Origin of the sequence: Neoroseomonas oryzicola (genome assembly GCF_012163135.1) — a bacterium.
Taxonomy (GTDB): Bacteria; Pseudomonadota; Alphaproteobacteria; order Acetobacterales; family Acetobacteraceae; genus Neoroseomonas; species Neoroseomonas oryzicola.
In genome coordinates this window covers 721168-745633 of record NZ_JAAVUP010000001.1, presented here as the reverse complement: position 1 = coordinate 745633, position 24466 = coordinate 721168, and the positions used below count along the sequence as shown (strand labels likewise).

Sequence of the window (24466 nt, the reverse complement as noted above, 5' to 3'; positions counted from 1 at the left end):
ACCGATGACCGGCCGCCGCCTGCTCGCGCGCCTGTGGCTCGCGGCGGCCCTTCTCGTCTCCGCCGGCGCCGCGCTGGCGCAGCAGGCGCAGCAGGACCCGCCGCAGCAGCCCTTCCTGCGCGTCGAGGCGGAGGCGCACATCGCGCCCATCGCGCGGCTTGCCACCGACGCGCAGGGGTCGGTGCTCGCGACGGTGTCGGACGACAAGACGCTGCGGTTGTGGAACCTGCCCGAGGGCTCGCAGCGGCTGGTCATCCGCCCGCCCATGGGGCCGGATGCCGAGGGCGAGCTCTATGCCGTGGCGATGACGCCCGACGGGGCGCGCGTTGCGGCCGCGGGCTTCACGGCCCGGTCCTGGGACCCGGGCTTCGCGCTGTACATCTTCGATGCCCGGACGGGGCGGCTCGCGGCACGGCTTCCGGGGCTGGCCGCCCCGATCCAGCACCTTGCCTTCTCGGCGGACGGGACGCGGCTGGCCGCCGCGCTTGGCGGGCGCGCGGGCCTCAAGGTGTGGGACGCGCGCAACGGGCGACTGCTGTTCGAGGACACGGCCTTCACCGGACCGACCCGCATGGTGGCCTTCGATGCGGCGGGGCGGCTCGCGGCGAGTTCCGCCGATGGCGGCATACGCCTGTACGACCCGCAGGGGCAGCGGATCGCGCAGCGCGTGCCGGTGCAGGGCGCGCGGCCCTACGGCATCGCGTTCTCGCCGGACGGATCGCTGCTCGCCGTCGGCTTCGAGGACCGGCTGCGCGTCGAGATCCTGGCCGCATCCGACCTGCGCAGCGTCTTTGCCCCCGATGTCTCGGGCCTGGCGGGCGAGGGGCTGCCCGCGGTGGCTTGGGCGCATGACGGCAAGGGTGGCGTGCAGTTCCATGCCGCGGGCTATGCGCGCCTGAACCGGACGCCCGGCGCGGCGCAGGCACCCGCGGTGCGCCAAGCCGCGCCGCCGGCGGCAGCGGCCGGAGGCGGGCGAGCCGCGGCAGGGTCGTCCTCCTCCTCGCAGGGCTCGCGCGGGCTCGCGGTGCGCGAACAGCAACCGCCGCCGCCCGGCGCGGCCGTCGCGCCGCCCGCGCCGGCAGCCGCCGCGCCCGATGTGCGGCGGGAATTCGTCATCCGTCGCTGGGTGGATTTCGGGCTCGGGCCCTATGTCGACATCCCGGCATCGCGTGACGCCATCTCCCACCTGCTGCCGCTGCCGCAGGGCGGGCTGGCCTATGCCGCGGCCGATCCGGGCTGGGGGCTGCTGGCGCCGGACGGGTCCGTCGCCATCGCGCCGCGGCCGCCCGGGGGCGATTTCCGCAACACCGGCGTGACGCTGGCCCTGTCGGCCGACGGCACGCAGGTGCTGTTCACGCTGCGCGCGGGCGGCCAGCCGCTGGTCTTCGATCCGCTGACGGGGACGCTGTCTGCCTGGCAGGGCGAGGCGGGCTTCGCCGCGGCGCGGGTCGAGACGCCGCGCATCCGCGTGCTCGACTGGCGCAACTCGAACCGCCCGCGCCTCGGCAACACGCCGTTGCGGCTGGGGGAGGGCGAGTTCGCCCGCAGCCTCGCGATCCTGGTGCGCGACGACGGGTTCCTGCTCGGCACCGACAACCATCTGCGGCTGTTCGACGCGCAGGGGCGGCTGGTCGATTCCGTCTCCACCCCCGGTGCGGTGTGGGGCGTGACGGTTGCGGGCGACATGGGCGTCGCGGCCCTCGGCGACGGCACCATCCGCTGGTATCGCTTCGAGGCCGGGGCGCTGCGCGAGGTCGCGGCCCTGTTCGTGCAGGCCGAGACGCTGCGCTGGGTCCTCTGGACGCCCGAGGGGCTGTTCGACCACGCCGCCAATGGCGGGCAGGAACTGGTCGGCGTGCACCTCAATGGCGGGCGGACCCAGACGCCGGAATGGGCGTCCTTCCAGCAGGCCTATCGCGCGCTCTATGCGCCGCGCGCGGTGCGCGGGCGCATCGCCGGCGACTTCGCCCCGGCGCAGGAGCGCCTCGCGCAGCTGGGCGAGGTGCGCAGCCGCATCGGCCGCCTGCCGACCTTCACCCCCGGGACGCTCTGCGCCGTGGTGGGGGAGGAATGCCAGCCCCTCGCCTGGGATGCGCGCGTGCTGCCCGACGGCGCGCGCTCGCTGCGCATGAACTTCTCCGCGACGGACCGCGGCATGGGCTTCGGTCCGTTCGACGTGCTGGTGAACGACCGGATCGCCGCGCGCGCCGAGCCAGCGGCGGGGGAGACGGGCGTCGAGGTGCTGCTCGATCCCGGCAACAACCGCATCGCGACGCGGCTCTATGCGGCCGATGGCGAGCTGTTCGCCGAAGGACCCGTTCTGACCCTGCGCCGGCCCGGCGAGCCCGAGGCGCCGCCAGGCGCGGGCCGCCTGATCGTGCTCGCGATCGGCGTGAACCAGTATGCGCAGTCGGACCTGAACCTGCGCTTCGCCTCGCCCGATGCGCGATCGGTCGCCGATGCGCTGCGCGCCAGCGGCAACGGCCTCTTCAGCGATGTCGACCTGCGCGTGGTGCCGGATTCGCGTGCGACCCGGCGCGGCGTGCTCGATGCGCTCGCCACCGCCGCGCGGGACGTGCGGCCGGAGGACACCTTCATCCTCTATCTCGCGGGGCACGGCATCGTCTCCCAGCCGGGCAACCGTTTCCTGTTCCTGCCGTCCGACGTGCGCGACACATCGTCGATGACCGCGCTGCGGCCGCAGACCATCGACGACACGACGCTGGTCGCGGCGCTGGCGCGCATCCGGGCGCGGGACGCCTTCATCCTGATCGACACCTGCTATGCGGGTCAGATCGACATCGACCAGCTGGCTGCGATCGGCAACGATACCGGGCGCTTCCTGCTCGCGGCGTCGTCGAGCGTGCAGGAAGCGCTTGATTCCTACGACGACCGCAACGGCGTCTTCGCCTACGCCCTGATGGAAGGGCTGCGCGGGCGCGCGGCCGTCGATGCGGAAGGTCGGGTGACGGCGCTCGCGCTCGGCGAATGGGTCACGCGGCGCGTGCCGCAATTGGCGCGCGAGAAGGGGCACCAGCAGAACGCGGTGTTCCGCGCGGCGCAGCGCGAATTGCGGTCCTTCCCCATCGGGGTGGTGCAGCGCTGACGCCAGGTCAGCGCGGCGGCACCGCGTCGCAGCCCATGCCCTCGGTCAGGAAGCCGACGGCGCGGTTGTCCATGATCTCGAACCGCACCGAGCAGGTGGACATGGGCCGGCTGCCGGTCCAGTTCGGCATCAGCGGCCCCGAGGCGATGCCTTGGCCGCTCAACGGCGCGCCACCGAGACCGAAGCCCGCGCCCGGCCCGATCGTCGCCGGCGCCGGCGTGCCGAGGTTAGTCCAGAGCAGGTAGCGACGGCCATCGGCCACGAAATCGGCGGTGGGCGGACCGAGCCGCTCGGCCAGCACCGTGGGTGGCTGGCCCACCAGCGCCTGCATGCGGGCCTCGAAGCCGGACTGCGTTGCGCAGCCCGCGGCGCCCAGCGCCAGCCACGTCGCGATGCCGAAGATCCGCCTGGCCATGATCCTTCCCCCTCCGGTCCACATGCCGGCACGGGAATGTTACCGGGCGGAGGGGTTCGCGCTCAATCGCCGGGTGGCTGGGCGATGCAGCCATTGCCGGCGCGGGTGAAGGCGATGACGCGGTCGGCGCGGATCTCGAAGGTGACGCGGCAGGGCGGCGGCGGCGCATAGGCGGTGTAGCCGGTGCCGAGCCCGAGGCCCCCGCCATACCCCCCGCGCCAGCCGAACCCGCCGAAGCCGATGCCGAAGGCCGGGACCGGCGTCGGCGCCGCGGTGCCGAGCCGCTCGTATTGCAGGAAGCGGCGCCCGTCGGGCGTGGTGTAGTCGCTGTCCGGCACGCCGACGGACTGCACCAGGTCGCCCACCGGCAGGCCCACCAGCGCCTGCATGCGCTGGTCGAACCCGGCCTGGGTGGCGCAGCCCGCGAGGGCGAGGAGAAGGATGAGGATCCGGGCTCGCATCCCTTGAGGATGGGGAAGCGCGGTGGCGGATTCTAGGCGGCCTCGCCCGCGGCCCAGCCGCTCGACCAGGCCCACTGGAAATTGTAGCCGCCGAGCCAGCCGGTCACGTCCACCGCCTCCCCGATCACGAAAAGGCCAGGGACATCCTTCGCGGCCATGGTCTTGGAGGAAAGCGCGGCGGTATCGACGCCGCCGAGCGTGACCTCGGCCTTGGCGTAGCCCTCGGTCCCGGCGGGCGTCAGGCGCCAGGCGTTCAGCAGCGCGCCCAGCGCCTTGAGCGGCGCGTCGCCCATCTCCCCCATCACGCGCGGCGGCAGGTGCAGTGCGGCGAGCGCCTGGGCGAGGCGCTGCGGCAGCAGGTCCGACAGGATGGTGCGCGCCTCCGCCTTCGGCCGCGCGCGCTTGGCGCTGAGCAACTCTGCCGCCGCGTCGCGGCCGGGCAGGGCGTCGATGGTGATCGCAGCCCCCTCGTTCCAGTAGGACGACGCCTGCAGGATCGCCGGGCCGGAGAGACCGCGATGGGTGAAGAGCATCGCTTCCGGGAAGGCGGCCTTGCCGCAGCGCGCGACAACCGGCAGCGCGACGCCGGACAGCGGGCGCATCAGGTCGAGGTCCGCGCCCGCGAAGGTCAGCGGCACGAGGCCCGGGCGCGGCGCGACGATGGGCAGGCCGAAGCGGCGCGCGACGTCATGCGCGAAGCCGGTCGCGCCCATCTTCGGGATCGACAGGCCGCCGGTCGCGAGCACCAGGCTGTCCGCGGCGAAGGCGCCGTGGTCGGTCGCGACGGCGAAGCGATCGCTGCGCGTGACATCGGTGATGCGATGGCCGACCCGCAGGTCGACGCCCGCGGCGCGGCACTCGTCCACCAGCATCTGCACGATTTGCCGCGCCGAACCGTCGCAGAACAGTTGCCCGAGGGTCTTCTCGTGGAAGGCGATGCGGTGCTTGCCCACCAGCGCGATGAAGTCGTGCTGCGTGTAGCGGGCGAGCGCCGAGCGCGAGAAGTGCCGATTGGCCGAGAGGAAGCGTTCCGGCACGCAGCCGAGATTGGTGAAGTTGCAGCGCCCGCCGCCGCTGATCAGGATCTTCTTGCCGGGCTCGTCGGCGTGATCGAGCAGCAGCACGCGCCGCCCGCGCTGGCCCGCGCGCATGGCGGCGAACAGCCCCGCCGCGCCGGCGCCGAGGACGACGACATCGAAATGGGTCACGCCGCGGCCGCCAGCCCCGCCATGGCGCGGCCCACCGCCTCGGCGACGCGGATGCCGTCCACGCCGGCCGAGAAGATGCCGCCGGCATAGCCCGCGCCCTCGCCGGCGGGGAACAGGCCGCGCGTGTTGATGGACTGGCAGTCCGCGCCGCGGCGGATCCGGATGGGGGAGGAGGTGCGCGTCTCCACCCCCGTCATCACCGCATCGGCCATGTCGTAGCCGCGGATCTGGCGGCCGAAGGCGGGCAGCGCCTCGCGGATCGCGGCGACGACGAAGTCGGGCAGGCAGAGCGACAGGTCGGTCGGCGTCACGCCCGGCTTGTAGGACGGGACGACCGAGCCCAGCGCCGTCGAAGGCCGCCCGGCGAGGAAGTCGCCGACCAGTTGCGCGGGCGCGCGGTAGTCGCCGCCGCCGGCGACGAAGGCGCGTTCCTCCCAATGCCGCTGGAAAGCGATGCCCGCGAGGGGATGGCCCGGATAGTCCTGCTCCGGCGTGATGCCGACGACGATGCCGGAATTCGCGTTCCGCTCGGCGCGCGAATACTGGCTCATGCCGTTGGTGACGACGCGGCCGGGTTCCGACGTCGCCGCGACCACTGTGCCGCCGGGGCACATGCAGAAGGAATAGACCGACCGCCCGTTCCCGCAGTGATGCACCAGCTTGTAGTCCGCCGCGCCGAGGATCTTGTTGCCCGCAAAATCCCCGAACCGCGCGCGGTCGATGATCGACTGCGGGTGTTCGATGCGCACGCCGATGGAAAAGGGCTTCGCCTCGACGAAGACGCCGCGGTCGAATAGCGTCTGGAAGGTGTCGCGGGAGGAATGGCCGATGGCGAGCACGACGTGGTCGGTCTCGATCGTCTCGCCCGCTTCGGTGACGACGCCGCGGATGCGGCGCTGCCGGTCGCGCCCGGTCTCGATGACGAAATCCGTCACCTTGGTCTGGAAGCGGTATTCGCCGCCGAGGGCCGTGATCTTCTCGCGCAGGGATTCCACCATCGTCACCAGGCGGAAGGTGCCGATATGGGGCTTGGCGACGTAGAGGATCTCCTCCGGCGCGCCGGCCGCGACGAATTCGGTCAGCACCTTGCGGGAGACGGATTCCGGCGCCTTGATCCCCGAATAGAGCTTGCCGTCGGAGAAGGTGCCCGCGCCGCCCTCGCCGAACTGGACGTTGCTTTCCGGCGTCAGGACCGATTTGCGCCACAGCGCCCAGGTGTCCTTGGTGCGTTCGCGCACCACCTTGCCGCGGTCGAGGATGATCGGCCGGAAGCCCATCTCGGCCAGGATCAGCCCGGCGAACAGGCCACAGGGGCCGGTGCCGATGACGACCGGGCGCTTCCAGCCGCCCGCCGGGGCATGGGCGACGTGGCGGTAACTCGTGTCGGGCGTCGGGCCGAGGGTCCGCGCCAGCACCTTGTCCCGCGCGGCGCGCCGCAGCAGGGCGGCCTCGTCCGCGACCTCGATGTCGACCGAATAGACCAGGTGGATGTCCGACTTCTTCCGCGCATCCCAGGCGCGGCGCGCGACATGGACCGCGCGCAGCTCGTCCCCGCGCAGGGCCAGGCGCGCGCGCACCGCCGCCTCGATCGCCCCTTCGGGATGGTCGAGGGGCAGCTTCAGTTCCGTCAGTCGCAGCATGGGGGCCCTATAGCACGGCCCCGCCGGTCAGTGGCCCCCGCCGAGATAGGCGTCCCGGACCTCGGGCATGGCCAGCAATTCCTGGCCCGATCCGCGCAGGGTGATCCGCCCGTTCACCAGGACATAGCCCCGGTGGGCGAGGCGCAGCGCCTGGTTCGCGTTCTGCTCGACCAGCAGGACGGTCAGGCCCTCCTTCTCGTTCAGGTCGCGGATGGCCGAGAAGATCTGCCGCACGATCAGCGGTGCGAGGCCGAGGGAGGGCTCGTCCAGCAGCAGCAGCCGGGGCTTGGACATCATCGCCCGGCCGATGGCGAGCATCTGTTGCTCGCCGCCCGACAGGGTGCCCCCGCGCTGGGCCTGCCGTTCCTCGAGCCGGGGGAACAGCGCGAAGACCTGGTCGAGCAGCGGCTTCGGGTCGTGCCCGGCCACCTGCGCGCCCATGAGCAGGTTCTCCATCACCGACATGCGCGGGAAGACGCGGCGGCCCTCCGGCACCTGGGCGAGGCCGAGGCGCATGATCTCGTGCGTCGGCATCCGGGTGATGTCGCGGCCCTCGAACAGGACACGGCCCTTCTGCGCCTGCGGGGCGCCGCAGATCGTCATCAGCAGGGTGGACTTGCCGGCGCCGTTGGCGCCGACCAGCGTCACGATCTCCCGCTGGCCGACCTCGATGGAGACGTCGCGCAGGGCCTCGACGGCGCCGTAGCGGGTCCAGGCGCCTTCGATGGCGAGCATGGGCGCGCTCATGCGTCGTCGCCCTCCCCGAGATAGGCGGCGATGACCTTGGGGTCTGCGCGCACCTCGGCAGGGGTGCCGTCGGCGATCTTCTGGCCGTGGTCCAGCACCACGACGCGGTCGGAGATGCCCATCACGACGCCCATGTCGTGCTCGATCAGCAGCAGGGAACAGCCGCCGTCGCGGATGGCGCGGAGCAGCACGGCGAGTTCCTCGGATTCCTTCGGGTTGAGGCCCGCGGCGGGCTCGTCGAGGCAGAGCAGCACCGGGTCGGTGCACATGGCCCGCGCGATCTCCAGCCGCCGCTGCTGGCCGTAAGGCAGGGCGGCGGCGGGGTCGTCGGCCCGCTCGACAAGCCCCGTCTTCTCGAGCCATTCGACCGCCTTGGCGATCGCCGCCTTCTCCGCCCGGCGATAGCCCGGCGCGCCGAGCAGCCCGCCGATGCCGAAGCCGCTCGCGGCCATCAGCGTGTTGTGCTGGGCGACGAGCAGGTTCTCGAGCGCCGTCATGCCGGGAAACAGCCGGATGTTCTGGAAGGTGCGCGCGACGCCGGCGCGCGCGATCCGGTAGCCCGCCAGGCGCTGCAGTTCCACCGGCGACCCGTCCCGGTGCAGGCGCAGCGTGCCTTCCGTGGGCCGGTAGAAGCCGGTGATGCAGTTGAACATCGTCGTCTTGCCGGCGCCGTTCGGGCCGATGATGGCGGTGATGTCGCCCCGCATGGCGGTGAAGGAGACGGTGTCGACGGCGGTCAGGCCGCCGAACCGCATGGACAGGTTCTCGGCCTCGAGGATCGGGGCAGCCATCAGCCGTGGCCCTCGGCGACGTGCTCGGCCCCGATGCTTCGCTTTTCGCGCAATGCGACCGAAGGCGTGCGGTGGCCGACCAGGCCGCGCGGGCGGACCACCATGATCAGCACCATCGCGCCGCCGAAGACCAGCATCCGCCATTCGTCGAGGTCGCGGAACACCTCGAAGCCGCCGATCATCACCAGGGCGGCGAGCGCGATGCCGATCTGGCTGCCCATGCCGCCCAGCACGACGATGGCCAGGATGATCGCGCTCTCGATGAAGGTGAAGGATTCCGGGCTGATGAAGCCCTGCCGCGTGGCGAAGAAGGACCCCGCGAAGCCGGCGAACATCGCGCCCAGCGCGAAGGCGGTCAGCTTCGTCGTGGTCACGTTGATGCCGAGCGCCCGGCAGGCGATCTCATCCTCCCGCAGCGCTTCCCAGGCCCGCCCCAGGGGCTGGCGGCGCAGCCGGATGCTGATCCAGTTGGTCAGCAGGGCGAGGGCGAGGATCAGGTAGTAGAGGAAGACGACGCGATGCGTCGGCGAGGGCTCGATGCCGAAGAAATCGGCGAAGGAGCCTGGGCCCCCGCCGGCCGAGAAGGTCAGCCCGAAGAAGGAGGGGCGGGGGATGCCGGTGATGCCGTTCGGCCCGCCGGTCAGGCTCGCCCAGTTGATCAGCACGACCCGGATGATCTCGCCGAAGGCGAGGGTGACAATGGCCAGGTAGTCGCCGCGCAGCCGCAGCACCGGGAAGCCGAGCAGGATGCCCCAGAAGGCCGCGAGGATGCCCGCGAGCGGCAGGCAGACCCAGAAGGACAGGCCGAAGGTCGTCGCCAGCAGCGCGTAGGAATAGGCGCCGACTGCGTAGAAGGCGACGTAGCCGAGGTCGAGCAGCCCCGCGAGGCCGACCACGATGTTCAGCCCCCAGCCGAGCATCACGTAGGTCAGCACCAGGATGCCGAGGTCGAGCTCGTAGCGCCCGGTGCCCGGTATGAAGGGCAGCACCACCGCGAGGGCGAGCAGCACGGGTGCCACGGACTTGCCGGCCTTGCGGATCGCCTCGGTGCGCGCGGCGGAGGCAGGCTTCGCCTCGCCGCGGAAGGCCCTCCAGGCCAGCATGGCGAGGCGCCCGGCGAAGGCGATGCCGACCAGGATCGCGACATCCCCCCAGCGCTGGCGCAGCATCAGCGTGCCGCTGGGCGAGACATCCGTGCGCAGCCCGACGATCGGGATGAACAGGCCGAGGGCGACGAGGGCGGTGATCGCCGCATCCTTCACCGCCCCGGCCATCGCGTTCGGCCGGGCCTCGGCCGCCGTCGTCGCACTCATACCTTCTCGACCTCGGCGCGGCCGAGCAGGCCGGTGGGCATGAAGATCAGCACGATGGCGAGGATCGAGAAGGCCGCGACGTCCTTGTACTGGACCGAGAAATAGGCCGACCAGAAGGTCTCGATCAGCCCGATCAGCAGCCCGCCCAGCACCGCGCCCGGCAAGGACCCGATGCCGCCGAGGACGGCCGCGGTGAAGGCTTTCACGCCGGCGAGGAAGCCGATGTAGAAATCGATCACGCCGTAGCGCAGCAGGTACATCGTCCCCGCCACCGCGGCGAGCGCGGCGCCGATGACGAAAGTCAGGCTGATGGTCCGGTCGGTGTCGATGCCGAGCAGCGAGGCCATCTTGCGGTCCTGCTCGCAGGCGCGCATGGCGCGCCCGAGCGGCGTTCGCGTCACCAGCCAGGTGAAGACCGCGAGCACCGCGAGCGTCACCGCGATGATCAGCATCTGCATGTAGGAGAACTGCACGACGAAGCTGTCGACGTGCAGCACCGTCACGCCGCCGGGCAGCAGGGGTTCGATCGGCTTCACCCGCGCGCCTTGTGCCACCTGCACGTAGTTCTGCAGCACGATCGACATGCCGATGGCGGAAATGAGCGGCGCCAGGCGGAAGGACCCGCGCAGCGGCCGGTAGGCCACGCGCTCCACCGTCCAGCCATAGAGCGCGGTGACGGCCATCGAGGCCAGCAGCACGATCAGGATCGCCGCCGGCCCGTCCATGATGCCGCCCGAGACGAGCATCACCACCGAGATCAGCGCGATGAAGGCGCCGACCATGAAGATGTCGCCATGGGCGAAGTTGATCATGCCGATGATGCCGTAGACCATCGTGTAGCCCACGGCGATCAGGCCATAGATCATCCCGAGGCTGATGCCGTTGATCAGCTGCTGCAGCGCGTAGGCCACGTGTCCCCCGACCTTGGTCTCCCGGCGGTCAGGCTAGAGCAATATCGGGGCCGGCGGTATTGCCCGGCCGATTCTCCGGCCCGTGGAACCCGGATCACATGCCGCGCCGCCCGATCCTTGCGCCGGAGGACGACCGGAGGCACGAGAGCGCCCCTTCTTCCGGGAGTTGCCCATGTTCAGCCGCCTGACCGTCGACGTGCCCCGCATCCTGCTCGGGCTGTTGTTCCTGTTCGCCGCCGTGGACGGCTTCGCCTGGATCCTGACCGGGCATCGGCTGGTCCACCCGCCGACCTCCGTGGCCGGCCTGCGCTTCGAGGATGCGCTGAAGGACAGCGGGTTCCTGTGGCCCCTGATGAAGTCGATCGACCTGATCGCCGCGGTGCTGCTGTTGACGAACCGCGCCCCCGCGCTCGGCCTGCTTCTGCTGCTGCCGATCATCACGGTGATCGTGCTGTTCCACCTTGTCCTGAACCCGGGGGGCATTCCGATTGCCGTGGCACTCGCGGTGCTGACGGCGATGCTGGTCTTCGCCTACCGGGATCGGTACCAGGCCCTGCTGCGCTGATCGGCGTCAGGCGCCGGCAGGCTCGTCCTTCGGCGCTTCTTCCAGGGCCACGGGGGCCGCGTCCGCCGCGGCGATCGGCGGCGGCGGCGCCGGCGGGTCGAAGGGCGGCAGCGGCTCGTCGCCCGCGCCGACCATCACCGAGACATCCACATGCAGCCGGGCGAAGTCCTCGGCCTTGCCGAAATACCCCCCGCCGACCGGAACGGCCTGTTCCGGCGTGCGGGTGGCGCCGACGCGCACCAGGTTCTCGCCCGCGACCAAGCCATTGGTTGGGTCGTATTCGACCCAGCCGGCACCGGGGACGTAGATCGCGCACCAGGCATGGGTCGCGCCGCCGCCCACCACGCCGACGCCCTTCGAGTCATAGAGATAGCCACTGACGAAGCGCGCCGCGAGGCCGAGGCTGCGCGCCGCCTCCATCATCAGCAGGGTGAAGTCTCGGCAGGCGCCCTTGCCGCTCTCGAGCGTCGCGACGGGGCTGTTGGTGCCTTCGGAATCGCGCGCCTCGTAGGCGAATTCGTCCCGGATGGCGCGCGTCATCGCCTCGAGCATCGGCAGGGTGCGCGTGGCGCCGCCCTGCGCCAGGAAGCGCCGCGCCCAGGCATCGACGCGCCGCTGTGGGTCGGGCAGATGGCGTTCGCGCAGCCGGGCGAGGTCGGGGGCTTCCTCGGCGGCGTAGGAGAAGGGGAAAAGCTCGACGGTCGGATCGACGGTCGCGCGCGGCAGTTCCGCGCCGGCGGGGTAGTGCGTGAGGTCGAGCTCGGAAACGATCTCGAGGTGGTCGGTCAGCGCCCCAGCTTCCCAATCCAGCAGGCAGACGGAATTGCCGAAGACGTCGTGCGCCCAGCGGGTGACGCGCGGGGTGGGGGAGACGGCGAGCGTGGCTTCATGCAGGCGCAGGTCGTGGCTGTCCCGCGGGCGGACCATCAGGCGGTGCTGCGTCAGCCCGACCGGGGCGCGATAGTCGTAGCGCGTGACGTGGCGGATGCGGATGCGGGCCATGGGCGGTCTCCTCCGGCGCGCGCAGATACAACGGCGCGGCCGCCCGCCGTCAATGCAGGGCCTGGCTTCCCACCGCCGTGCGGACCGCGAGGAAGGCGCGCACCGCCGCGTTGAAGCGCTTGGTCGCGGCCGCGTACTCGGCCATCAGGCGCTTCGCGTCCTCGAGCGCCCGGGCGGCTTCCTCGCTCTCCGGGCCGTCGGCGACGGCCTGCATGAGCAGGTTGACCTCGCGGATCAGGGCCATGTCGGCCTCGCGCTCTGGCCAGTCGATGTCGGTCACGTGACGTCCGTCGGAGGATGTGTCCGCGCGTTATCGCGGCCGGCGTGAATCAATCACAAAGGCACGAGCGTGACGACTTCGCGCGCGATTCTTTGACAGGAAAAGATGGCGCGCGACCCGCGCGTGGCCGCCTGCGCCATGCGGCGCCCTGCGGTGGATGTCACGTCCCTTCGGTTGCGATGAATCCTTCATTCTCGCGCCGGATGCGCGCGGCCGCATCGTCGTACAGGAAGGGTAGGGTGGCGTAGCGCAGGCCGCGCGTGACGCGCGTGGCCTCGTGCAGCAGGGAGCAGGAGAAGACGACGGCGCCGCCCATGGGCGGGCGGTAGCGGCGCGGGCCGAATTCGGGGAACCAGAGGTCGCCGCCGTCGAAATCCTCGTTGAGGTTGATCGAGACGGCGAAACGTCGATGCGCCGTGCCCTTCGTCGTGTTGTCGCGATGGGCGCGGAAATGCCCGCCATCGGCGGCGTCGTAGCAGGCGACGATGTAGCGCTCGATGCGCGTGGCGCTGAACTGGAAGGCCTTGCGGATCTCGGGCACCAGGCGGCGGCCGAGGCGGGCGCGCAGCCCTGCGCGAACGGCCTCGTCCTCGATGTCGTGGTCCCTGCGGCGCTTGCGGGTGGGATCGAGCGTGCCGACGGTGCGGCCGTCCACCTCGCGCATGAAGCCGCTCTCGCCGCCACCATGCGTTTCATACAGGCCGATCAGGTGGCGGCAGAATTCGGGCTCCAGGATGCGAGGGAGCACGAGCACCGGGGCAGGGGTTTCGGCGCCGGCGTGCAGCGCGGGGTCGGGCACGCCGCGCAGCCGTGCGAGCAGGCCATCGACCGCGCCGATCGGCGCGACGGCGAGCACGCGCAGCATCGGGTCGAGCAGCAGGGCGAAGGGGCGGTAGGTCTCGGGCGTCGCTTCGGCGCTGGCGCCGTAGAGGCGGCTCACCGCACGGTCGTGGTCGCGGAAGACGCGCAGGCCGGGGATGGTGTCCGCGATCCGTGGCGCAGCATCGCCGCGGGAGGCGGTGATGGCGAAGGCGCAGGCGCGCTCGTCGTCGAGCAGGCCCTCGGCCTGGGCGCGCCACAGGCTGTCCCAGGCGGCCGCGCTGGCGCCGTGGCCCATGGAACCTAGGAAGGCGAGCAGCACGTAGCGCCCGGCGACGGTGTCGAAGGCGAAGCGGGGGTTCGAATCGGTCGCGGCGTGGAAGGACGGTGCGGGATCGCCGGGCAGGAAACGGCGCTGCGGCGGCCGGGCGCTCGGCGCATCGGACATCGGTCGGGGGATCCTCGGCCTGGCGGACGTCGCGCCGCCTTCTTCTACCGCGTGGTTAGCACGCGCGGCAGATGCGACCCAACCGGGGGAGCGATGATCAAACGAGGGAGGATGGTGCCCAGGGGCGGAATCGAACCACCGACACTGCGATTTTCAGTCGCATGCTCTACCAACTGAGCTACCTGGGCCCATGAGGTTCCCGTGGGAACCCGGCGAGGCGGCGGGAAATAGCGGAGGGCGCGGCGCCTGTCCAGACGGGTCAGGCATCATCCTCGTCGATGCGGTGCGCGTCCTCCGGCTCGCCGGGAATCGCATAGCCGCCGGTCAGCCAGCGGCCGAGATCGACCTGCGCGCAGCGCGGGGAGCAGAAGGGGCGGCTCTCCTCGGATGCGCGACGGCGGCAGACCGGGCAGCGGGGCAGGGGCCTTGGATCAGCGGCCATGGTGATCCTCCTCGACCTGGGGCAGGGGCGCCGCGGGATCGACCAGCAGGCGCAGGGGCCCGCCGCAGGATTCGGCGGCCGCGTCCAGCGCGCCGGGCAGGTCCTGCAGCGCGGCCAGGACGGCGGGGGTGGCGCGCAGGACGAAACGCCGGCCCGGACGTGCCGCGGCCTCCCGCGCCGCGACGCGCAGCGCGGCCAGGCCGCGGGTGAGCGGCGAGGGCGGCACACCCAGCGCCTCGTGCAGAGGCGGATGGATGCGGTCGCGCACGATCTCCGCCAGGCCGAGATGCGTGAAGCCGAGCAGGCGGGCATGGCGGTCCGGCGCGAGCGCCTCGCGCAGCGGGTCCGCCAGGGCCGCGCGCCGCTTCGGCGACAGCCCGGCGAAATCGACCAGGATGGCGCCGGCGAGGTTCCGCAGCCGGATCTGCCGCGCGAGTTCCGGCAGCGCGGCGCGGTTCAGCGCGGCGACGGCGTTCGCCCCGCGCGCGCCGGCGGCCGCGCCCGCATCCATGTCGATGGCGGTGAGCGCCGGCGTGGGATGGATCAGCAGGCGCCCGCCGCCGGGCAGCGGCACCTCGGGGCCGGCGAGGAGGTCGAACTCCGCTTCGAGCGAATCGTCGAAGGCGGGGGCGGCGAGCCGCCGCACACGATCGCCCAGTGCGCCGCGCAGCCGGGCGGCGAGGGCGGCGTCGTCGACCTGCAACTCGGGCTGCCGGAACCGCGCGGCGAGCCGCTCGGCCGCGGTCGGGCCGCGCGCGACCAGGATCGGCGCGCCGGGCGGCGCGGCGGCGATGCGGGCGGCGTCGCCGGGCGACAGGCGCGCGCTCACGCGCGGGCCCTTACCGCCCTGGGCGGCGCGGGTGACGCGCAGGGGCAGGATCATCCCCTCGTTCACCGCCGCGGCGATGGGGCGGCGGTCGTCGCTCGCTTCCGATTCGGGCAGGAAGCCGGTCTCCCCGCCCGCCAGGGCGACGAAGGCCCCGGCCATGGCCGGCGCGACGGCGGAAACGCGGCCGCGATGCAGGTCGCCCACACCATCGGGGCGCGCGGGGCGTTCGATCCAGGCCTCGGCGAGGACGCCGTCCTCGACAAGCGCGGTGCGCACCTCGCCGGGCGAGGCGCTGACGAGAATTGTCGCGCCGCGAGGCGCGCGGGGGTCTAAGGCCGCAGCCATCCGATGCCGCGCAGCAGCTGCGCCGTCTCGAAGAGCGGCAGGCCGACCACGTTGGAATGGCTGCCGGAGATAAAGCGGATGTACTGCTCCGCCCGGCCCTGGATGGCGTAGCCGCCGGCCTTGCCGTGCCATTCGCCGCTGGCGAGGTAGTCCTCGACCTGCTGGCCGGTCATGCGCTGGAAGGTGACGTCGCTTTCGACCACGCGCTTCAGCCGCCGCCCGTCGGGTAGGGCGAGGACCACGGCGGTGACGACGCGATGCTTCCGGCCGGAGATCAGCGCCAGGCAGTCGCGCGCCTGCGCCTCGGTCTCCGCCTTGGGCAGGATGCGGCGGCCGACGCCGACCACGGTATCCGCCGCGAGCATGATGCCGGCCGGCGCCAGGGCGGCGGCGGCCTCGGCCTTGGCCAGCGCCAGCCGCGCCGCATGGGGGCGCGGGATCTCGCCCTTGTAGGGCGTCTCGTCGATGTCGGTGGCGATCACCCGCTCTGGCACGATGCCGAGCCGGGCGAGCAGGTCGAGGCGCCGCGGGCTGGCGCTCGCCAGCACCAGCGGCGGGCGCGTGTCAGCCACGGGGAAGTCTACTTGAACCGGAAGGTGATGCGGCCCTTGGTCAGGTCGTAGGGCGTCATCTCGACGTTCACGCGGTCGCCGGCGAGGACGCGGATGCGGTTCTTGCGCATCTTGCCGCTCGTGTGGGCGAGCACGATGTGGTCGTTGTCCAGCTTCACGCGGAACATGGCGTTGGGGAGAAGTTCAACGACCTGGCCGCTGAACTCGATCATGTCTTCCTTGGACATCGGGCCTCGTATCTGGGGCGCTGCGCGCGCGAAAAGGTTCGCGGCACGGCGCGCCGCGCGGAATCGGGCGGAAAATGGTCCCCGGGGCCGCGCGGGTCAAGCGCGGCGTCGCGTTAGCCGCCGAGGCGCAGGGCCACGCTGCGCGCATGGGCGGTCAGGCCCTCGGCCTCGCCCAGCGCCACGGCGGCCGGGCCGACCACGGCCAGCGCCGCGGCATCGGCCTCGACCCAGGTGGTGCGCTTGAGGAAGTCGAAGACCGACAGCCCCGAGGCGAAGCGCGCCGTCCGGCCGGTCGGCAACACATGGTTCGGCCCGGCGACGTAGTCCCCCACTGCCTCGGGGCAGTAGCGGCCGAGGAAGGCGGCACCGGCATGGCGGATCGACGCGAGGAGTTCGCGCGGATCTTCCACCATGAGTTGGAGGTGCTCCGGCGCCAGGCGGTTGGTCAGCTCGGCGGCCTCGGCCAGGTCCCGCACCAGGATGACGGCGCCGTGCCGCCGCCAGGATTCGCCGGCGATGGCGGCGCGGGGAAGGTGCCGCAACTCCTCCTCGACCGCGCGCGCGACGGCCTCGGCGAGGGTCGCGTCGGGGGTGATCAGGATCGACTGCGCGCTCTCGTCGTGCTCTGCCTGGGCGAGCAGGTCCACCGCGACATGGCGCGGGTCGTTCGCGGCATCGGCGATGACGACGACCTCGGACGGGCCTGCGATGGAATCGATACCGACACGGCCGAAGACCTGGCGCTTGGCTTCGGCGACATAGGCATTGCCAGGGCCGCAGATACGATCCACCGGGGCGATGGAGGCGGTGCCCCAGGCCATCGCCGCGACGGCCTGGGCGCCGCCGATGCGGAAGATCTCGGTCACGCCGGCGCGCTTCGCGGCGGCGAGGACCAGGGGGTTCATCTCGCCCTCGGGCGTGGGGACGCACATGGCGATGCGCCCGACGCCGGCCGCACGGGCGGGGATGGCGTTCATCAGGACGGAGGACGGATAGGCCGCCTTGCCGCCCGGGACGTAGATGCCGACGGCGTCGATCGCGCCCCAGCGCATCCCCAGCGTCAGGCCGGCCGCATCCTTCATCTCGAGGTCGCGAGGCAATTGCGCGCGGTGGAAGGCTTCGATGCGCTCGGCGGCGAGGTTGAGGGCGGCGCGGCGCTCGGCGTCGATGCGGGCGTCGGCGGCCTCGATCTCCTCGGGCGTCACGCGCAGCGCGGTGGCGTTCGCGGGCGCCCAGCCGTCGAAGCGGGTGGTCAGGTCGATCAGCGCCGCATCCCCGCGGGCGCGGACATCGGCGATGATGCCGGCGACCACGCCGTCGACGCGCGCGGTGGTGTCGCGCGCTTCGTCCAGCAGGGCGGCGAAGGCGGCGGGGAAGTCGGGCGAGGCGGTGCTGAGGCGTTTCATGGGCGGGCCGGTCTGCGCAGGATGCCGCCTCGCCTATACTCCTTCCGCCGACCCGTCGAGCCGTCCCGTGCGGACGGCCGTCATCGCTTGCGTTCGAACCAGCCGACGATGCCGCGCGGCAGGAACAGGATGAACAGCACCAGCAGCACGCCATAGACCAGCGGCGCCGCCCCGATGAAGGCGGTGCCGAAGGACACGCGCAGCGTTTCCTCGAGCGCGATGGTGAAGGCCGCCCCCACCGTCGGGCCGAGCATGGAATACATCCCGCCCGCCAGCGCCCCGAAGACGATCTGCAGCGAGATGCCGATGCCCGCGAGGGATTCCGGGTTCAGGTAGAGCCGGTACTGCGCCCCGAGCGCCCCGCCGAGTGCTGCGAAGCCGGCGGAGACGAGGGTGATCATCATCTTCTCGCGCGTCACGCGGATGCCGATCGAGGCGGCGGCGTCCTCGTCCTCGCTGATCGCCGTCAGGGCCCGGGCGGACATGCTGCGGTCGATCCACCACCAGGCGAGCAGGGCGAAGGCCCAGACGGCCACGGCCAGCCACCAGAAGCCGTGCTTGCCGAGCTGCATGGCCGCGAGGGCATTGTCCGGCGACAGCCGCGGGGTCATGCCGAGCGAGCCGCCGGTGATGTTGCGCAGCGCGACGATCAGGATGCGGACGATCTCGCCGGCCGCGAGGGTGACGAGCGCGAAGTAATGCCCGACCACCCGCAGCCGGAAGCAGGGATAGGCGAGCAGCGCGGCCGCCGCCATGCCGAGCGCGACGCCGGCCGGCAGGCCGATCCAGGGCGTCAGCCCCGCGTAGTTCCACAGCAGCGCCATGGTGTAGGCGGCGATGCCGATGAAGGCGCCATGGCCAAAGGAGACCAGGCCGAAGCGCCCCATCATCGCCCAGCCTGTGCAGGCCACGGCCGAGAGCATCGTCGCGATGCCGAGATGGAGGAAGTATTCGGGCAGGCCGAACAGCGGCAACGCCGCGAGGACGGCCAGCAGCGCGATGGCGGCGCGGATCATCGGGCGAAGAGCCCCCGCGGCCGGGCGAACATCACCACGATGAAGAAGACGAAGGCGACGACGTAGCTCATCTCGGTGTTCCACCAGAAGCCGCCGGTCGAGATGATGACGCCCATGAGGAAGGCCGCGAGGAAGCCGCCCAGCATGTTCCCCAGCCCGCCCATGACGCAGATCATGAAGGTGATCGGCCCGAAGGACAGGCCGATGAAGGGATGCACGTCGAGCTGCACGACCAGCAGGCAGGCCGCGAGCCCCGCCAGCCCGCCGCCGACCGCCGAGGCCACCAGGTAGATCCGCTGCGGGTCGACGCCCATCAGGGGCATCACCTCCCGGTCGCGGGCGATGGCGCGGATCGCGGTGCCGACATAGGTGAACTTCAGGAAGGCCCAGAGACCGGCCGCGCTGACCAGTGCCGCCACGAAGGCGACGAGCTTGGTGCCTGAGACGAAGATCTCGCCCACCTCCATCGGCGGCATCTCGACGCCGAGGGAGCGGAAATCCGTCCCGAAGGTCAGCATCGCCCCGCCCTGGAGGATGAACAGCACGCCGCCCGTGGCCAGCACCTGCGTGATGGGCGGGCTGCCGAGCAGCGGCTTCACGACCAGCAGGTGCAGCAGCAGCCCGAGCATCGCGACGACCGGCAGGCAGGCGGCGAAGGCCAGGATCAGCGGCCATCCCGCCTGGGTGTGGAGGAACCACACGCAGTACATGCCGACCATCACGAGTTCGGCGTAGCAGAGCCAGACCACGTCGACGACGCCGAAGACCAGGTTCAGCCCGAGGACCGGCAGCGCGAAGACGCCGCCGAGCAGGATGCCGTTGACGATGGCTTCGAGCAGGAACGGATCCATCTCAGTGCCCCCCGAGGAAAGCGCTGCGGATCTTGGGATCCGAGGCGAGCGCGGCCGAGGATCCCTCGGCCACCACATGCCCGGCATCGAGGACATAGGCGCGGTCGACCACGCGCAGCACCTGCGCCACGTTCTGCTCCACGATCAGGACGGTGAGGCCCTCGGCGCGGATGCGCTGGACCAGGGCGAAGACCTGCGCGACGACGAGCGGCGCGAGGCCGGCGGAAGGTTCGTCAAGCAGCAGGATGCGCGGGCTCGACATCAGGGCGCGGCCGATCGCGCACATCTGCTGCTCGCCGCCACTCATGGTGCCGGCCAGCTGGTGTCGGCGTTCCCTCAGGCGGGGGAACATGTCGAACACATAGGCGAGGCGTTCGGCGTAGCGGCGCCGCGCGGCCGGGATATAGGCGCCGACCTTGAGGTTCTCCTCCACCGTCAGGTGGGGAAAGAGGCGGCGGTTCTCCGGCACATGCGCGATGCCCATGGCGGGCAACATGTGGGCCGGCGTCGTGGCGATGTCCGTGGACCCGAAGCGGGCCGTGCCCGCCTTGGGTCGCAGCATGCCCGAGATCACGCGCAGCAGCGTCGTCTTGCCCGCGCCGTTTGGCCCGACGACGCCGACCGCCTCGCCCGGCGAGACCTTGAGGCCCACGTCGAACAGGGCCTGGAAGTCGCCGTAGCCCGCGCGGATCCCCTCGAGGCTGAGTGTCGCCCCCTCCATCAGACCTGCTTTCCTTCCCCTGGAGCGACGTTCATGCGGCGCGGGTCTCGGGCGGGCCGAGATAGACCTCGGCGACCTTCTCGTCCTCCTGCGCCTCGCGCGGGGTGCCTTCGAAGATCACCGCGCCGTGGTCGAGGACCACCACGCGGTCCACCACGGACAGCAGCACGCCCATGATGTGCTCGACCCAGACGATGGTGATGCCGCGCTCGTCGCGGATGCGCTTCAGCATGTCGGCGGCCTGGCGCATCTCCGCCGCATCGAGCCCGCCCAGCGATTCATCGGCGAGCAGCAGCTTCGGCCGCGTCGCGAGGGCACGGGCCAGTTCGAGCTTCTTCAGCCCCGCCGCGCCGAGGCCGCGCACCTGGGCGCCCGGATCGGTCGGCAATTGCGCGAGCTCCAGCGCGTCGCGCGCGACGGCCTCGGCTTCCTCGTGCCGGAGGTGGCCGTCGCTGCCGAAATGCGCGGCGAGCGTCGCGTTCTCGAGCAGCGAGAGCTCGCGGAAGGGGCGGGGGATCTGGAAGGTGCGGCCGATGCCGCGCCGGCAGGTCGCATCCGCGGTCAGGCCGGCGATCTCGTCGCCGTCCAGCTTCACGCTGCCCGCGGTCGGCTTCAGCATGCCGGCGATGCAGTTGAAGGTCGTGCTCTTGCCCGACCCGTTCGGGCCGAGAAGGCCGAGGATCTCGCCCTTCGCGACGCTGAAGCTGACGTTGTTCACGGCGATGAAGCCGCCGAAGGCCTTGGTCAGCCCCGAGACGGTCAGCATGCTCACGGCGCGCCGCCCATGGATGGGCGGCGATGCGTCACCAGCACGAACGGACCCCTAGCGCAGCGCGAAGGGGCTGCTGGCCGGCAGCGGCATGACGGGCGGGCCGGCGGCGATCGGCGTCGGCCAGCGCACGATGGACTTCGCGTCCTCGAACTGCATGACGACGGCGATGCTGCGTTCGTTCTGGCCGGCCATCTCGTCGCCCGGCGGACGGAACTTCACGCCATAGCCCTGGATGGTCCCGCCGACCGGGATGTCGACGGCAAGGGCCGCGGTGCGCATCGCCTCGACCGAGCCGCCGCCCTGGCGCACCGCGGGCTTGAGCACGTGCTCGAGGAACACCCAGGTGTTGTTGAAGCCCATCGAGGCATGGGTAGGCGGATCATTGGACCGGGTGCGCGCGCGGAAGCGGTCGAGCAGGATCTGCTGCAACTCGCGCGCCTGCGGCGTCAGGCGCTCGGGCGAGAGCATCTGAGTCGCGGCGGGGTCCACGTTGCAGAAATGGTCGATCTCGCGGCCGAAGGTCTCGGTCAGACGGTCGATCTGCGAATAGCCGGCGCCGTGGCCGATCACCATGCGGGTGCGCAGGCCACCGGACTTGGCCTGGCGGAGGAAGAGCGTGATGTCCGGGTTGTAGCCGACCTGCAGGATGGCGTCGGGCCGTTCCCGCCGCAGCTTGGTCACGAGGGTCGAGAGGTCCGGCGCGGTCGCCGAGTATCCTTCCTTGAGCGCGATCGGCATGCCGACGCGGTTGGCGTTCGCCTCGAGCGCGGTGGCCACGCCAACGCCGTAGGGGCCGTCCTCGTAGATGATGCCGAGCTTGAAGTTGCGCGGGGCGATGCGTGTGGTCCGCTCGCAATGCTCCGAGAGGAACATCACGCTGCCTTCGCCGTACTGGTCCGAATGGACGGTCGGGCGGAAGATGGTGGTGAAGTTCTTGCCCTTCAGCACCGCGGTGGCGATGGCGCTGTTGATCCAGAGGATCTTGCCCGCCGCCTGCATGCGCTGGGCGAGAGGTACCGCGTGGGCCGAGCTGTAGACGCCGATGACGACGTCGACCCTTTCCTGGCCGATCAGGCGCTCGGCCTCGTTGATCGCGACCTCGGCGCGGCTCTGGCTGTCGGCCGAGACCGCCTGCACCATGCGGCCGTCGACGCCGCCGCGTTCGTTGAACAGCTCGATGGCGATCTCGGCGCCCTGGAACAGCGGCACGGAGCCGGCGCCGGCGAAGGGCCCCGACAGGTCGTGCAGCAGGCCGATGCGGATCGGCGCACCCGATCCCTGCGCGCTGGCCCTGCCGGCCGCGAGCGCGGCCGCCCCTGCCATGACCGTCCGACGATTCATCAACATGGCGCTCTCCCTCGGTTTCCAGCCCTGCCGACCGGCCAGGAATCGAGGAACGAAGCCCGTGACGGGGCTACGCATCCTCCCTGCCCATGTTCAGCGACGACGGGAACCGGACCCGGCTCCGAGCCGCCCCTGTTGGTCGTTTGTTGGATGCAACCTCAGAGGCCGGACGCCCGGGCGTCAAGAGCAAGTTTGCGCGCGCTGGCGCGCGTGGCCGGTCGGCGCGTCAGCGCGCGTCGCGTTCGGCCAGCGCGGCGCGGAAGCGCGCGATCCAGGCCCCGATCGCCTCCGGCCGCGTCTTGAGCGCCGTGCGGTTGACGATGAGGCGGGAGGTGACGTTGGCGATCACCTCGGTCTCGCGCAGGCCGTTGGCCTTCAGCGTCGAGCCGGTCTGCACCAGGTCGACGATGAGCTTCGCGAGGCCCATCGAGGGGGCCAGTTCCATCGCGCCGTTCAGGTGCACGATCTCGGCCTGCACGCCGCGGGCGGCGTAGTGGCGCTGGGCGATGTTCGGATACTTGGTCGCGACCGTGATGCGCGACCAGCGGCTCGGATCCTCGCCCGTCGCCGCGACGGGTTCGGCTACCGAGACGCGGCAGCGCCCGATGCCGAGGTCGAGCGGCGCGTAGATCTCCGGATAGTCGAATTCCATCAGCACGTCGGCACCGCAGACACCGATCTGCGCCGCGCCATGCGCGACGAAGGTGGCGACGTCGAAGGACCGCACGCGGATGACGTCGAGGGCGGGGTCCTCGGTCGGGAAGCGCAGGCGCCGGCTGCTTTCGTCGGCGTAGTCGGCCGCAGGATGGATGCCCGCGCGGGCGAGGACGGGACCGAGTTCCGACAGGATGCGACCCTTGGGCAGGGCCAGCACGATCGGGCCGGCATCCTCGGGCGTCGCGGGGGAGAGCGGGGTGGGGATCGGGTGGTCCATGGGGGAGGCTACACCAGGGGCGCCGGAGTCGGTGTCATTCAGCCCGGTAGCCGTTCGACATCGGCGCCGACGGCCGCGAGCTTCGCCTCGACGCGCTCGTAGCCGCGGTCGAGGTGGTAGACGCGGTTGACGATGGTCTCGCCTTCGGCGGCGAGGCCGGCGAGGATCAGCGAGACCGAGGCGCGCAGGTCGGTCGCCATGACCGGCGCGCCGGCCAGGCGCGGCACGCCGCGCACGATCGCCGAATGGCCGTGATAGTTGATGCGCGCGCCCATCCGCAGCAGCTCGGGCACGTGCATGAAGCGGTTCTCGAAGATCGTCTCGGTGATCATCGAGGCGCCCTCGGCCACGCACATCAGCGCCATGAACTGCGCCTGCATGTCGGTGGCGAAGCCGGGGAAGGGCTCGGTCACGACGTCGGTGCCGCGAAGCCCGTTCAGGCGCGAGACCTTGAGCCCGCCATCCGCCTCGGCCACGTCCACGCCGGCGTCGCGCAGGATGCGCACCACGGCGCCGAGATGATCGAGCCGCGCGCCGCCGAGCAGCACCTGCCCGCCGGTGATGGCGGCCGCGCAGGCGAAGGTGCCGGCCTCGATGCGGTCGGGGATGATGGGGTGGACGGCCGCACCCAGCGCGCTGACGCCTTCGACGATCAGGCGGTCGGTGCCGATGCCCTCGATCCGCGCGCCCATGCGCATCAGGCAGGCGGCGAGGTCGGTGATCTCTGGCTCGCGGGCCGCGTTGACGATTTCGGAAGTGCCGCGGGCGAGTGTGGCGGCCATCAGGATGTTCTCGGTCGCGCCGACCGAGACCTGCGGGAAGATGATCCGCGCGGCCTTCAGGCCGCCGGGCGCCTTGGCCTCGATGTAGCCCGAGGTGATCTCGATCTCGGCGCCCATCTGCTCGAGCGCCTTGAGGTGCAGGTCCACCGGCCGCGTGCCGATGGCGCAGCCGCCGGGCAGGGACACCCGCGCCTGGCCGAAGCGGGCGACGAGCGGCCCGAGCACGAGAACCGAGGCGCGCATCTTGCGCACCAGGTCGTAGGGCGCCTCGAGGTTGGTCGCGGCGCCGGAGATGGTGATGGTCCGCGCCGGCTTGTCCCACGCAACCGCGAGGCCGTGCTGCGTCAGCAGCCCGGCCATGGTCGTGACGTCGGCGAGGTCCGGCGCATTGGTCAGCGTCAGCGGCCCGTCGCCGAGCAGCGCGGTCGCCATAAGCGGCAGGGCGGCGTTCTTGGCGCCCGAGATCGGGATGGTGCCCGACAGGGCGCGGCCGCCGCGGATGCGGATGCGGTCCATGCG

At 71.6% G+C, this 24466-nt stretch carries 24 protein-coding genes, 1 tRNA gene and 1 pseudogene; 2 read left to right on the top strand and 24 right to left on the bottom strand.

Annotated features, from left to right (window positions below):
• Positions 1-4 precede the first annotated feature (4 nt).
• Positions 5-3106 carry a caspase family protein gene (locus GWK15_RS03660; protein WP_168039141.1) on the top strand — a complete coding sequence of 1034 codons (3102 nt, stop codon included), beginning with the start codon at positions 5-7 and terminating at the stop codon, positions 3104-3106.
• Positions 3107-3113: 7 nt separating this feature from the next.
• On the opposite strand, the gene GWK15_RS03655 is transcribed toward GWK15_RS03660, so the two are convergent.
• The 8 genes from GWK15_RS03655 to GWK15_RS03620 form a co-directional block, all read right to left on the bottom strand.
• Entirely contained in the window at positions 3114-3521 is a 408-nt protein-coding gene (locus tag GWK15_RS03655) for a hypothetical protein (protein WP_168039139.1), read from the bottom strand.
• 62 nt (positions 3522-3583) lie between these two features.
• Positions 3584-3982 carry a hypothetical protein gene (locus GWK15_RS03650; RefSeq protein WP_168039137.1) on the bottom strand — a complete coding sequence of 133 codons (399 nt, stop codon included), beginning with the start codon at positions 3980-3982 and terminating at the stop codon, positions 3584-3586.
• A 32-nt stretch (positions 3983-4014) separates the two neighbouring features.
• A complete protein-coding gene (locus GWK15_RS03645) occupies positions 4015-5190 on the bottom strand; it encodes an aminoacetone oxidase family FAD-binding enzyme (RefSeq protein WP_168039135.1) in 1176 nt (391 codons plus the stop codon).
• Positions 5187-6830, bottom strand: coding sequence for an NAD(P)/FAD-dependent oxidoreductase (locus GWK15_RS03640; RefSeq protein WP_168039133.1), 1644 nt, complete (start codon positions 6828-6830; stop codon positions 5187-5189). Before GWK15_RS03640 ends, GWK15_RS03645 begins: the two co-directional genes overlap by 4 nt.
• 27 nt (positions 6831-6857) lie before the next feature.
• Positions 6858-7577: an ABC transporter ATP-binding protein gene (locus GWK15_RS03635; RefSeq protein WP_245211392.1), complete on the bottom strand. Its 720-nt coding sequence runs from the start codon at positions 7575-7577 to the stop codon at positions 6858-6860.
• Positions 7574-8368 (bottom strand): ABC transporter ATP-binding protein, encoded by a 795-nt coding sequence (locus GWK15_RS03630; RefSeq protein WP_168039131.1) that lies wholly within the window; start codon positions 8366-8368, stop codon positions 7574-7576. Before GWK15_RS03630 ends, GWK15_RS03635 begins: the two co-directional genes overlap by 4 nt.
• Complete coding sequence (gene livM, locus GWK15_RS03625; protein ID WP_168039129.1) at positions 8368-9681, bottom strand: high-affinity branched-chain amino acid ABC transporter permease LivM; 1314 nt, start codon at positions 9679-9681, stop codon at positions 8368-8370. Before livM ends, GWK15_RS03630 begins: the two co-directional genes overlap by 1 nt.
• Entirely contained in the window at positions 9678-10592 is a 915-nt protein-coding gene (locus GWK15_RS03620; protein ID WP_168039126.1) for an ABC transporter permease subunit, read from the bottom strand. Before GWK15_RS03620 ends, livM begins: the two co-directional genes overlap by 4 nt.
• Positions 10593-10764: 172 nt before the next feature.
• Here GWK15_RS03620 and GWK15_RS03615 point away from each other — a divergent pair, with 172 nt between their 5' ends.
• Positions 10765-11157, top strand: a complete 393-nt coding sequence (locus GWK15_RS03615; RefSeq protein ID WP_168039124.1) for a hypothetical protein — start codon at positions 10765-10767, stop codon at positions 11155-11157.
• 6 nt (positions 11158-11163) lie between these two features.
• Here GWK15_RS03615 and GWK15_RS03610 read toward each other — a convergent pair whose 3' ends face one another.
• The 16 genes and pseudogenes from GWK15_RS03610 to murA all read right to left on the bottom strand — a co-directional run bounded on the left by GWK15_RS03610 (position 11164) and on the right by murA (position 24463).
• On the bottom strand, positions 11164-12159 hold the full coding sequence (locus GWK15_RS03610; protein ID WP_168039121.1) for a transglutaminase family protein: 996 nt from the start codon (positions 12157-12159) through the stop codon (positions 11164-11166).
• Between the two features lie 49 nt (positions 12160-12208).
• Positions 12209-12439 carry a hypothetical protein gene (locus tag GWK15_RS03605; RefSeq protein WP_168039120.1) on the bottom strand — a complete coding sequence of 77 codons (231 nt, stop codon included), beginning with the start codon at positions 12437-12439 and terminating at the stop codon, positions 12209-12211.
• Positions 12440-12599: 160 nt separating this feature from the next.
• Positions 12600-13706 carry a 2OG-Fe(II) oxygenase gene (locus GWK15_RS03600; protein ID WP_168039118.1) on the bottom strand — a complete coding sequence of 369 codons (1107 nt, stop codon included), beginning with the start codon at positions 13704-13706 and terminating at the stop codon, positions 12600-12602.
• A gap of 112 nt (positions 13707-13818) precedes the next feature.
• Positions 13819-13894: transfer RNA gene (locus GWK15_RS03595), tRNA-Phe, on the bottom strand.
• A 71-nt stretch (positions 13895-13965) separates the two neighbouring features.
• Positions 13966-14148: a DNA gyrase inhibitor YacG gene (locus GWK15_RS03590; protein WP_168039116.1), complete on the bottom strand. Its 183-nt coding sequence runs from the start codon at positions 14146-14148 to the stop codon at positions 13966-13968.
• Positions 14138-15253: a ribonuclease E/G gene (locus tag GWK15_RS03585; protein WP_338147183.1), complete on the bottom strand. Its 1116-nt coding sequence runs from the start codon at positions 15251-15253 to the stop codon at positions 14138-14140. Before GWK15_RS03585 ends, GWK15_RS03590 begins: the two co-directional genes overlap by 11 nt.
• Positions 15254-15306: 53 nt before the next feature.
• The gene (locus GWK15_RS03580) at positions 15307-15894 is read right to left on the bottom strand and encodes a Maf family nucleotide pyrophosphatase (RefSeq protein ID WP_168039112.1); all 588 of its coding nucleotides are present in this window, start codon (positions 15892-15894) and stop codon (positions 15307-15309) included.
• A gap of 8 nt (positions 15895-15902) precedes the next feature.
• Positions 15903-16121, bottom strand: a complete 219-nt coding sequence (infA, locus tag GWK15_RS03575) for a translation initiation factor IF-1 (protein ID WP_137128126.1) — start codon at positions 16119-16121, stop codon at positions 15903-15905.
• A 113-nt stretch (positions 16122-16234) separates the two neighbouring features.
• A complete protein-coding gene (hisD, locus tag GWK15_RS03570) occupies positions 16235-17527 on the bottom strand; it encodes a histidinol dehydrogenase (RefSeq protein WP_168039110.1) in 1293 nt (430 codons plus the stop codon).
• Between the two features lie 80 nt (positions 17528-17607).
• Complete coding sequence (locus GWK15_RS03565) at positions 17608-18543, bottom strand: branched-chain amino acid ABC transporter permease (RefSeq protein ID WP_168039108.1); 936 nt, start codon at positions 18541-18543, stop codon at positions 17608-17610.
• Entirely contained in the window at positions 18540-19394 is an 855-nt protein-coding gene (locus GWK15_RS03560; protein WP_168039106.1) for a branched-chain amino acid ABC transporter permease, read from the bottom strand. The genes GWK15_RS03565 and GWK15_RS03560 overlap by 4 nt, the downstream gene beginning before the upstream one ends.
• A 1-nt stretch (position 19395) precedes the next feature.
• Positions 19396-20040, bottom strand: a pseudogene (locus tag GWK15_RS03555) (ABC transporter ATP-binding protein); the annotation flags it as partial.
• Positions 20041-20146: 106 nt separating this feature from the next.
• Positions 20147-20881: an ABC transporter ATP-binding protein gene (locus GWK15_RS03550; protein WP_168040250.1), complete on the bottom strand. Its 735-nt coding sequence runs from the start codon at positions 20879-20881 to the stop codon at positions 20147-20149.
• A gap of 57 nt (positions 20882-20938) precedes the next feature.
• Positions 20939-22234, bottom strand: coding sequence for an ABC transporter substrate-binding protein (locus GWK15_RS03545; protein ID WP_245211391.1), 1296 nt, complete (start codon positions 22232-22234; stop codon positions 20939-20941).
• A 223-nt stretch (positions 22235-22457) separates the two neighbouring features.
• On the bottom strand, positions 22458-23165 hold the full coding sequence (gene hisG / locus GWK15_RS03540) for an ATP phosphoribosyltransferase (protein WP_168039102.1): 708 nt from the start codon (positions 23163-23165) through the stop codon (positions 22458-22460).
• Between the two features lie 38 nt (positions 23166-23203).
• Positions 23204-24463 (bottom strand): UDP-N-acetylglucosamine 1-carboxyvinyltransferase, encoded by a 1260-nt coding sequence (murA, locus tag GWK15_RS03535; RefSeq protein WP_168039100.1) that lies wholly within the window; start codon positions 24461-24463, stop codon positions 23204-23206.
• Between the last annotated feature and the right edge of the window lie 3 nt (positions 24464-24466).

Excerpts from the sequence above, each read along its gene's own strand:
- livM (WP_168039129.1), bottom strand. The coding sequence starts at position 9,681 with ATGAGTGCGACGACGGCGGCCGAGGCCCGGCCGAACGCGATGGCCGGG.
- GWK15_RS03630 (WP_168039131.1), bottom strand. The coding sequence starts at position 8,368 with ATGGCTGCCCCGATCCTCGAGGCCGAGAACCTGTCCATGCGGTTCGGC.
- GWK15_RS03660 (WP_168039141.1), top strand. The coding sequence starts at position 5 with ATGACCGGCCGCCGCCTGCTCGCGCGCCTGTGGCTCGCGGCGGCCCTT.
- GWK15_RS03600 (WP_168039118.1), bottom strand. The coding sequence starts at position 13,706 with ATGTCCGATGCGCCGAGCGCCCGGCCGCCGCAGCGCCGTTTCCTGCCC.
- GWK15_RS03655 (WP_168039139.1), bottom strand. The coding sequence starts at position 3,521 with ATGGCCAGGCGGATCTTCGGCATCGCGACGTGGCTGGCGCTGGGCGCC.
- GWK15_RS03610 (WP_168039121.1), bottom strand. The coding sequence starts at position 12,159 with ATGGCCCGCATCCGCATCCGCCACGTCACGCGCTACGACTATCGCGCC.
- GWK15_RS03635 (WP_245211392.1), bottom strand. The coding sequence starts at position 7,577 with ATGAGCGCGCCCATGCTCGCCATCGAAGGCGCCTGGACCCGCTACGGC.
- GWK15_RS03550 (WP_168040250.1), bottom strand. The coding sequence starts at position 20,881 with ATGCTGACCGTCTCGGGGCTGACCAAGGCCTTCGGCGGCTTCATCGCC.
- GWK15_RS03615 (WP_168039124.1), top strand. The coding sequence starts at position 10,765 with ATGTTCAGCCGCCTGACCGTCGACGTGCCCCGCATCCTGCTCGGGCTG.
- hisG (WP_168039102.1), bottom strand. The coding sequence starts at position 23,165 with ATGGACCACCCGATCCCCACCCCGCTCTCCCCCGCGACGCCCGAGGAT.
- murA (WP_168039100.1), bottom strand. The coding sequence starts at position 24,463 with ATGGACCGCATCCGCATCCGCGGCGGCCGCGCCCTGTCGGGCACCATC.
- GWK15_RS03545 (WP_245211391.1), bottom strand. The coding sequence starts at position 22,234 with ATGTTGATGAATCGTCGGACGGTCATGGCAGGGGCGGCCGCGCTCGCG.
- infA (WP_137128126.1), bottom strand. The coding sequence starts at position 16,121 with ATGTCCAAGGAAGACATGATCGAGTTCAGCGGCCAGGTCGTTGAACTT.
- GWK15_RS03640 (WP_168039133.1), bottom strand. The coding sequence starts at position 6,830 with ATGCTGCGACTGACGGAACTGAAGCTGCCCCTCGACCATCCCGAAGGG.
- GWK15_RS03590 (WP_168039116.1), bottom strand. The coding sequence starts at position 14,148 with ATGGCCGCTGATCCAAGGCCCCTGCCCCGCTGCCCGGTCTGCCGCCGT.
- GWK15_RS03565 (WP_168039108.1), bottom strand. The coding sequence starts at position 18,543 with ATGATCCGCGCCGCCATCGCGCTGCTGGCCGTCCTCGCGGCGTTGCCG.
- GWK15_RS03560 (WP_168039106.1), bottom strand. The coding sequence starts at position 19,394 with ATGGATCCGTTCCTGCTCGAAGCCATCGTCAACGGCATCCTGCTCGGC.
- GWK15_RS03650 (WP_168039137.1), bottom strand. The coding sequence starts at position 3,982 with ATGCGAGCCCGGATCCTCATCCTTCTCCTCGCCCTCGCGGGCTGCGCC.
- hisD (WP_168039110.1), bottom strand. The coding sequence starts at position 17,527 with ATGAAACGCCTCAGCACCGCCTCGCCCGACTTCCCCGCCGCCTTCGCC.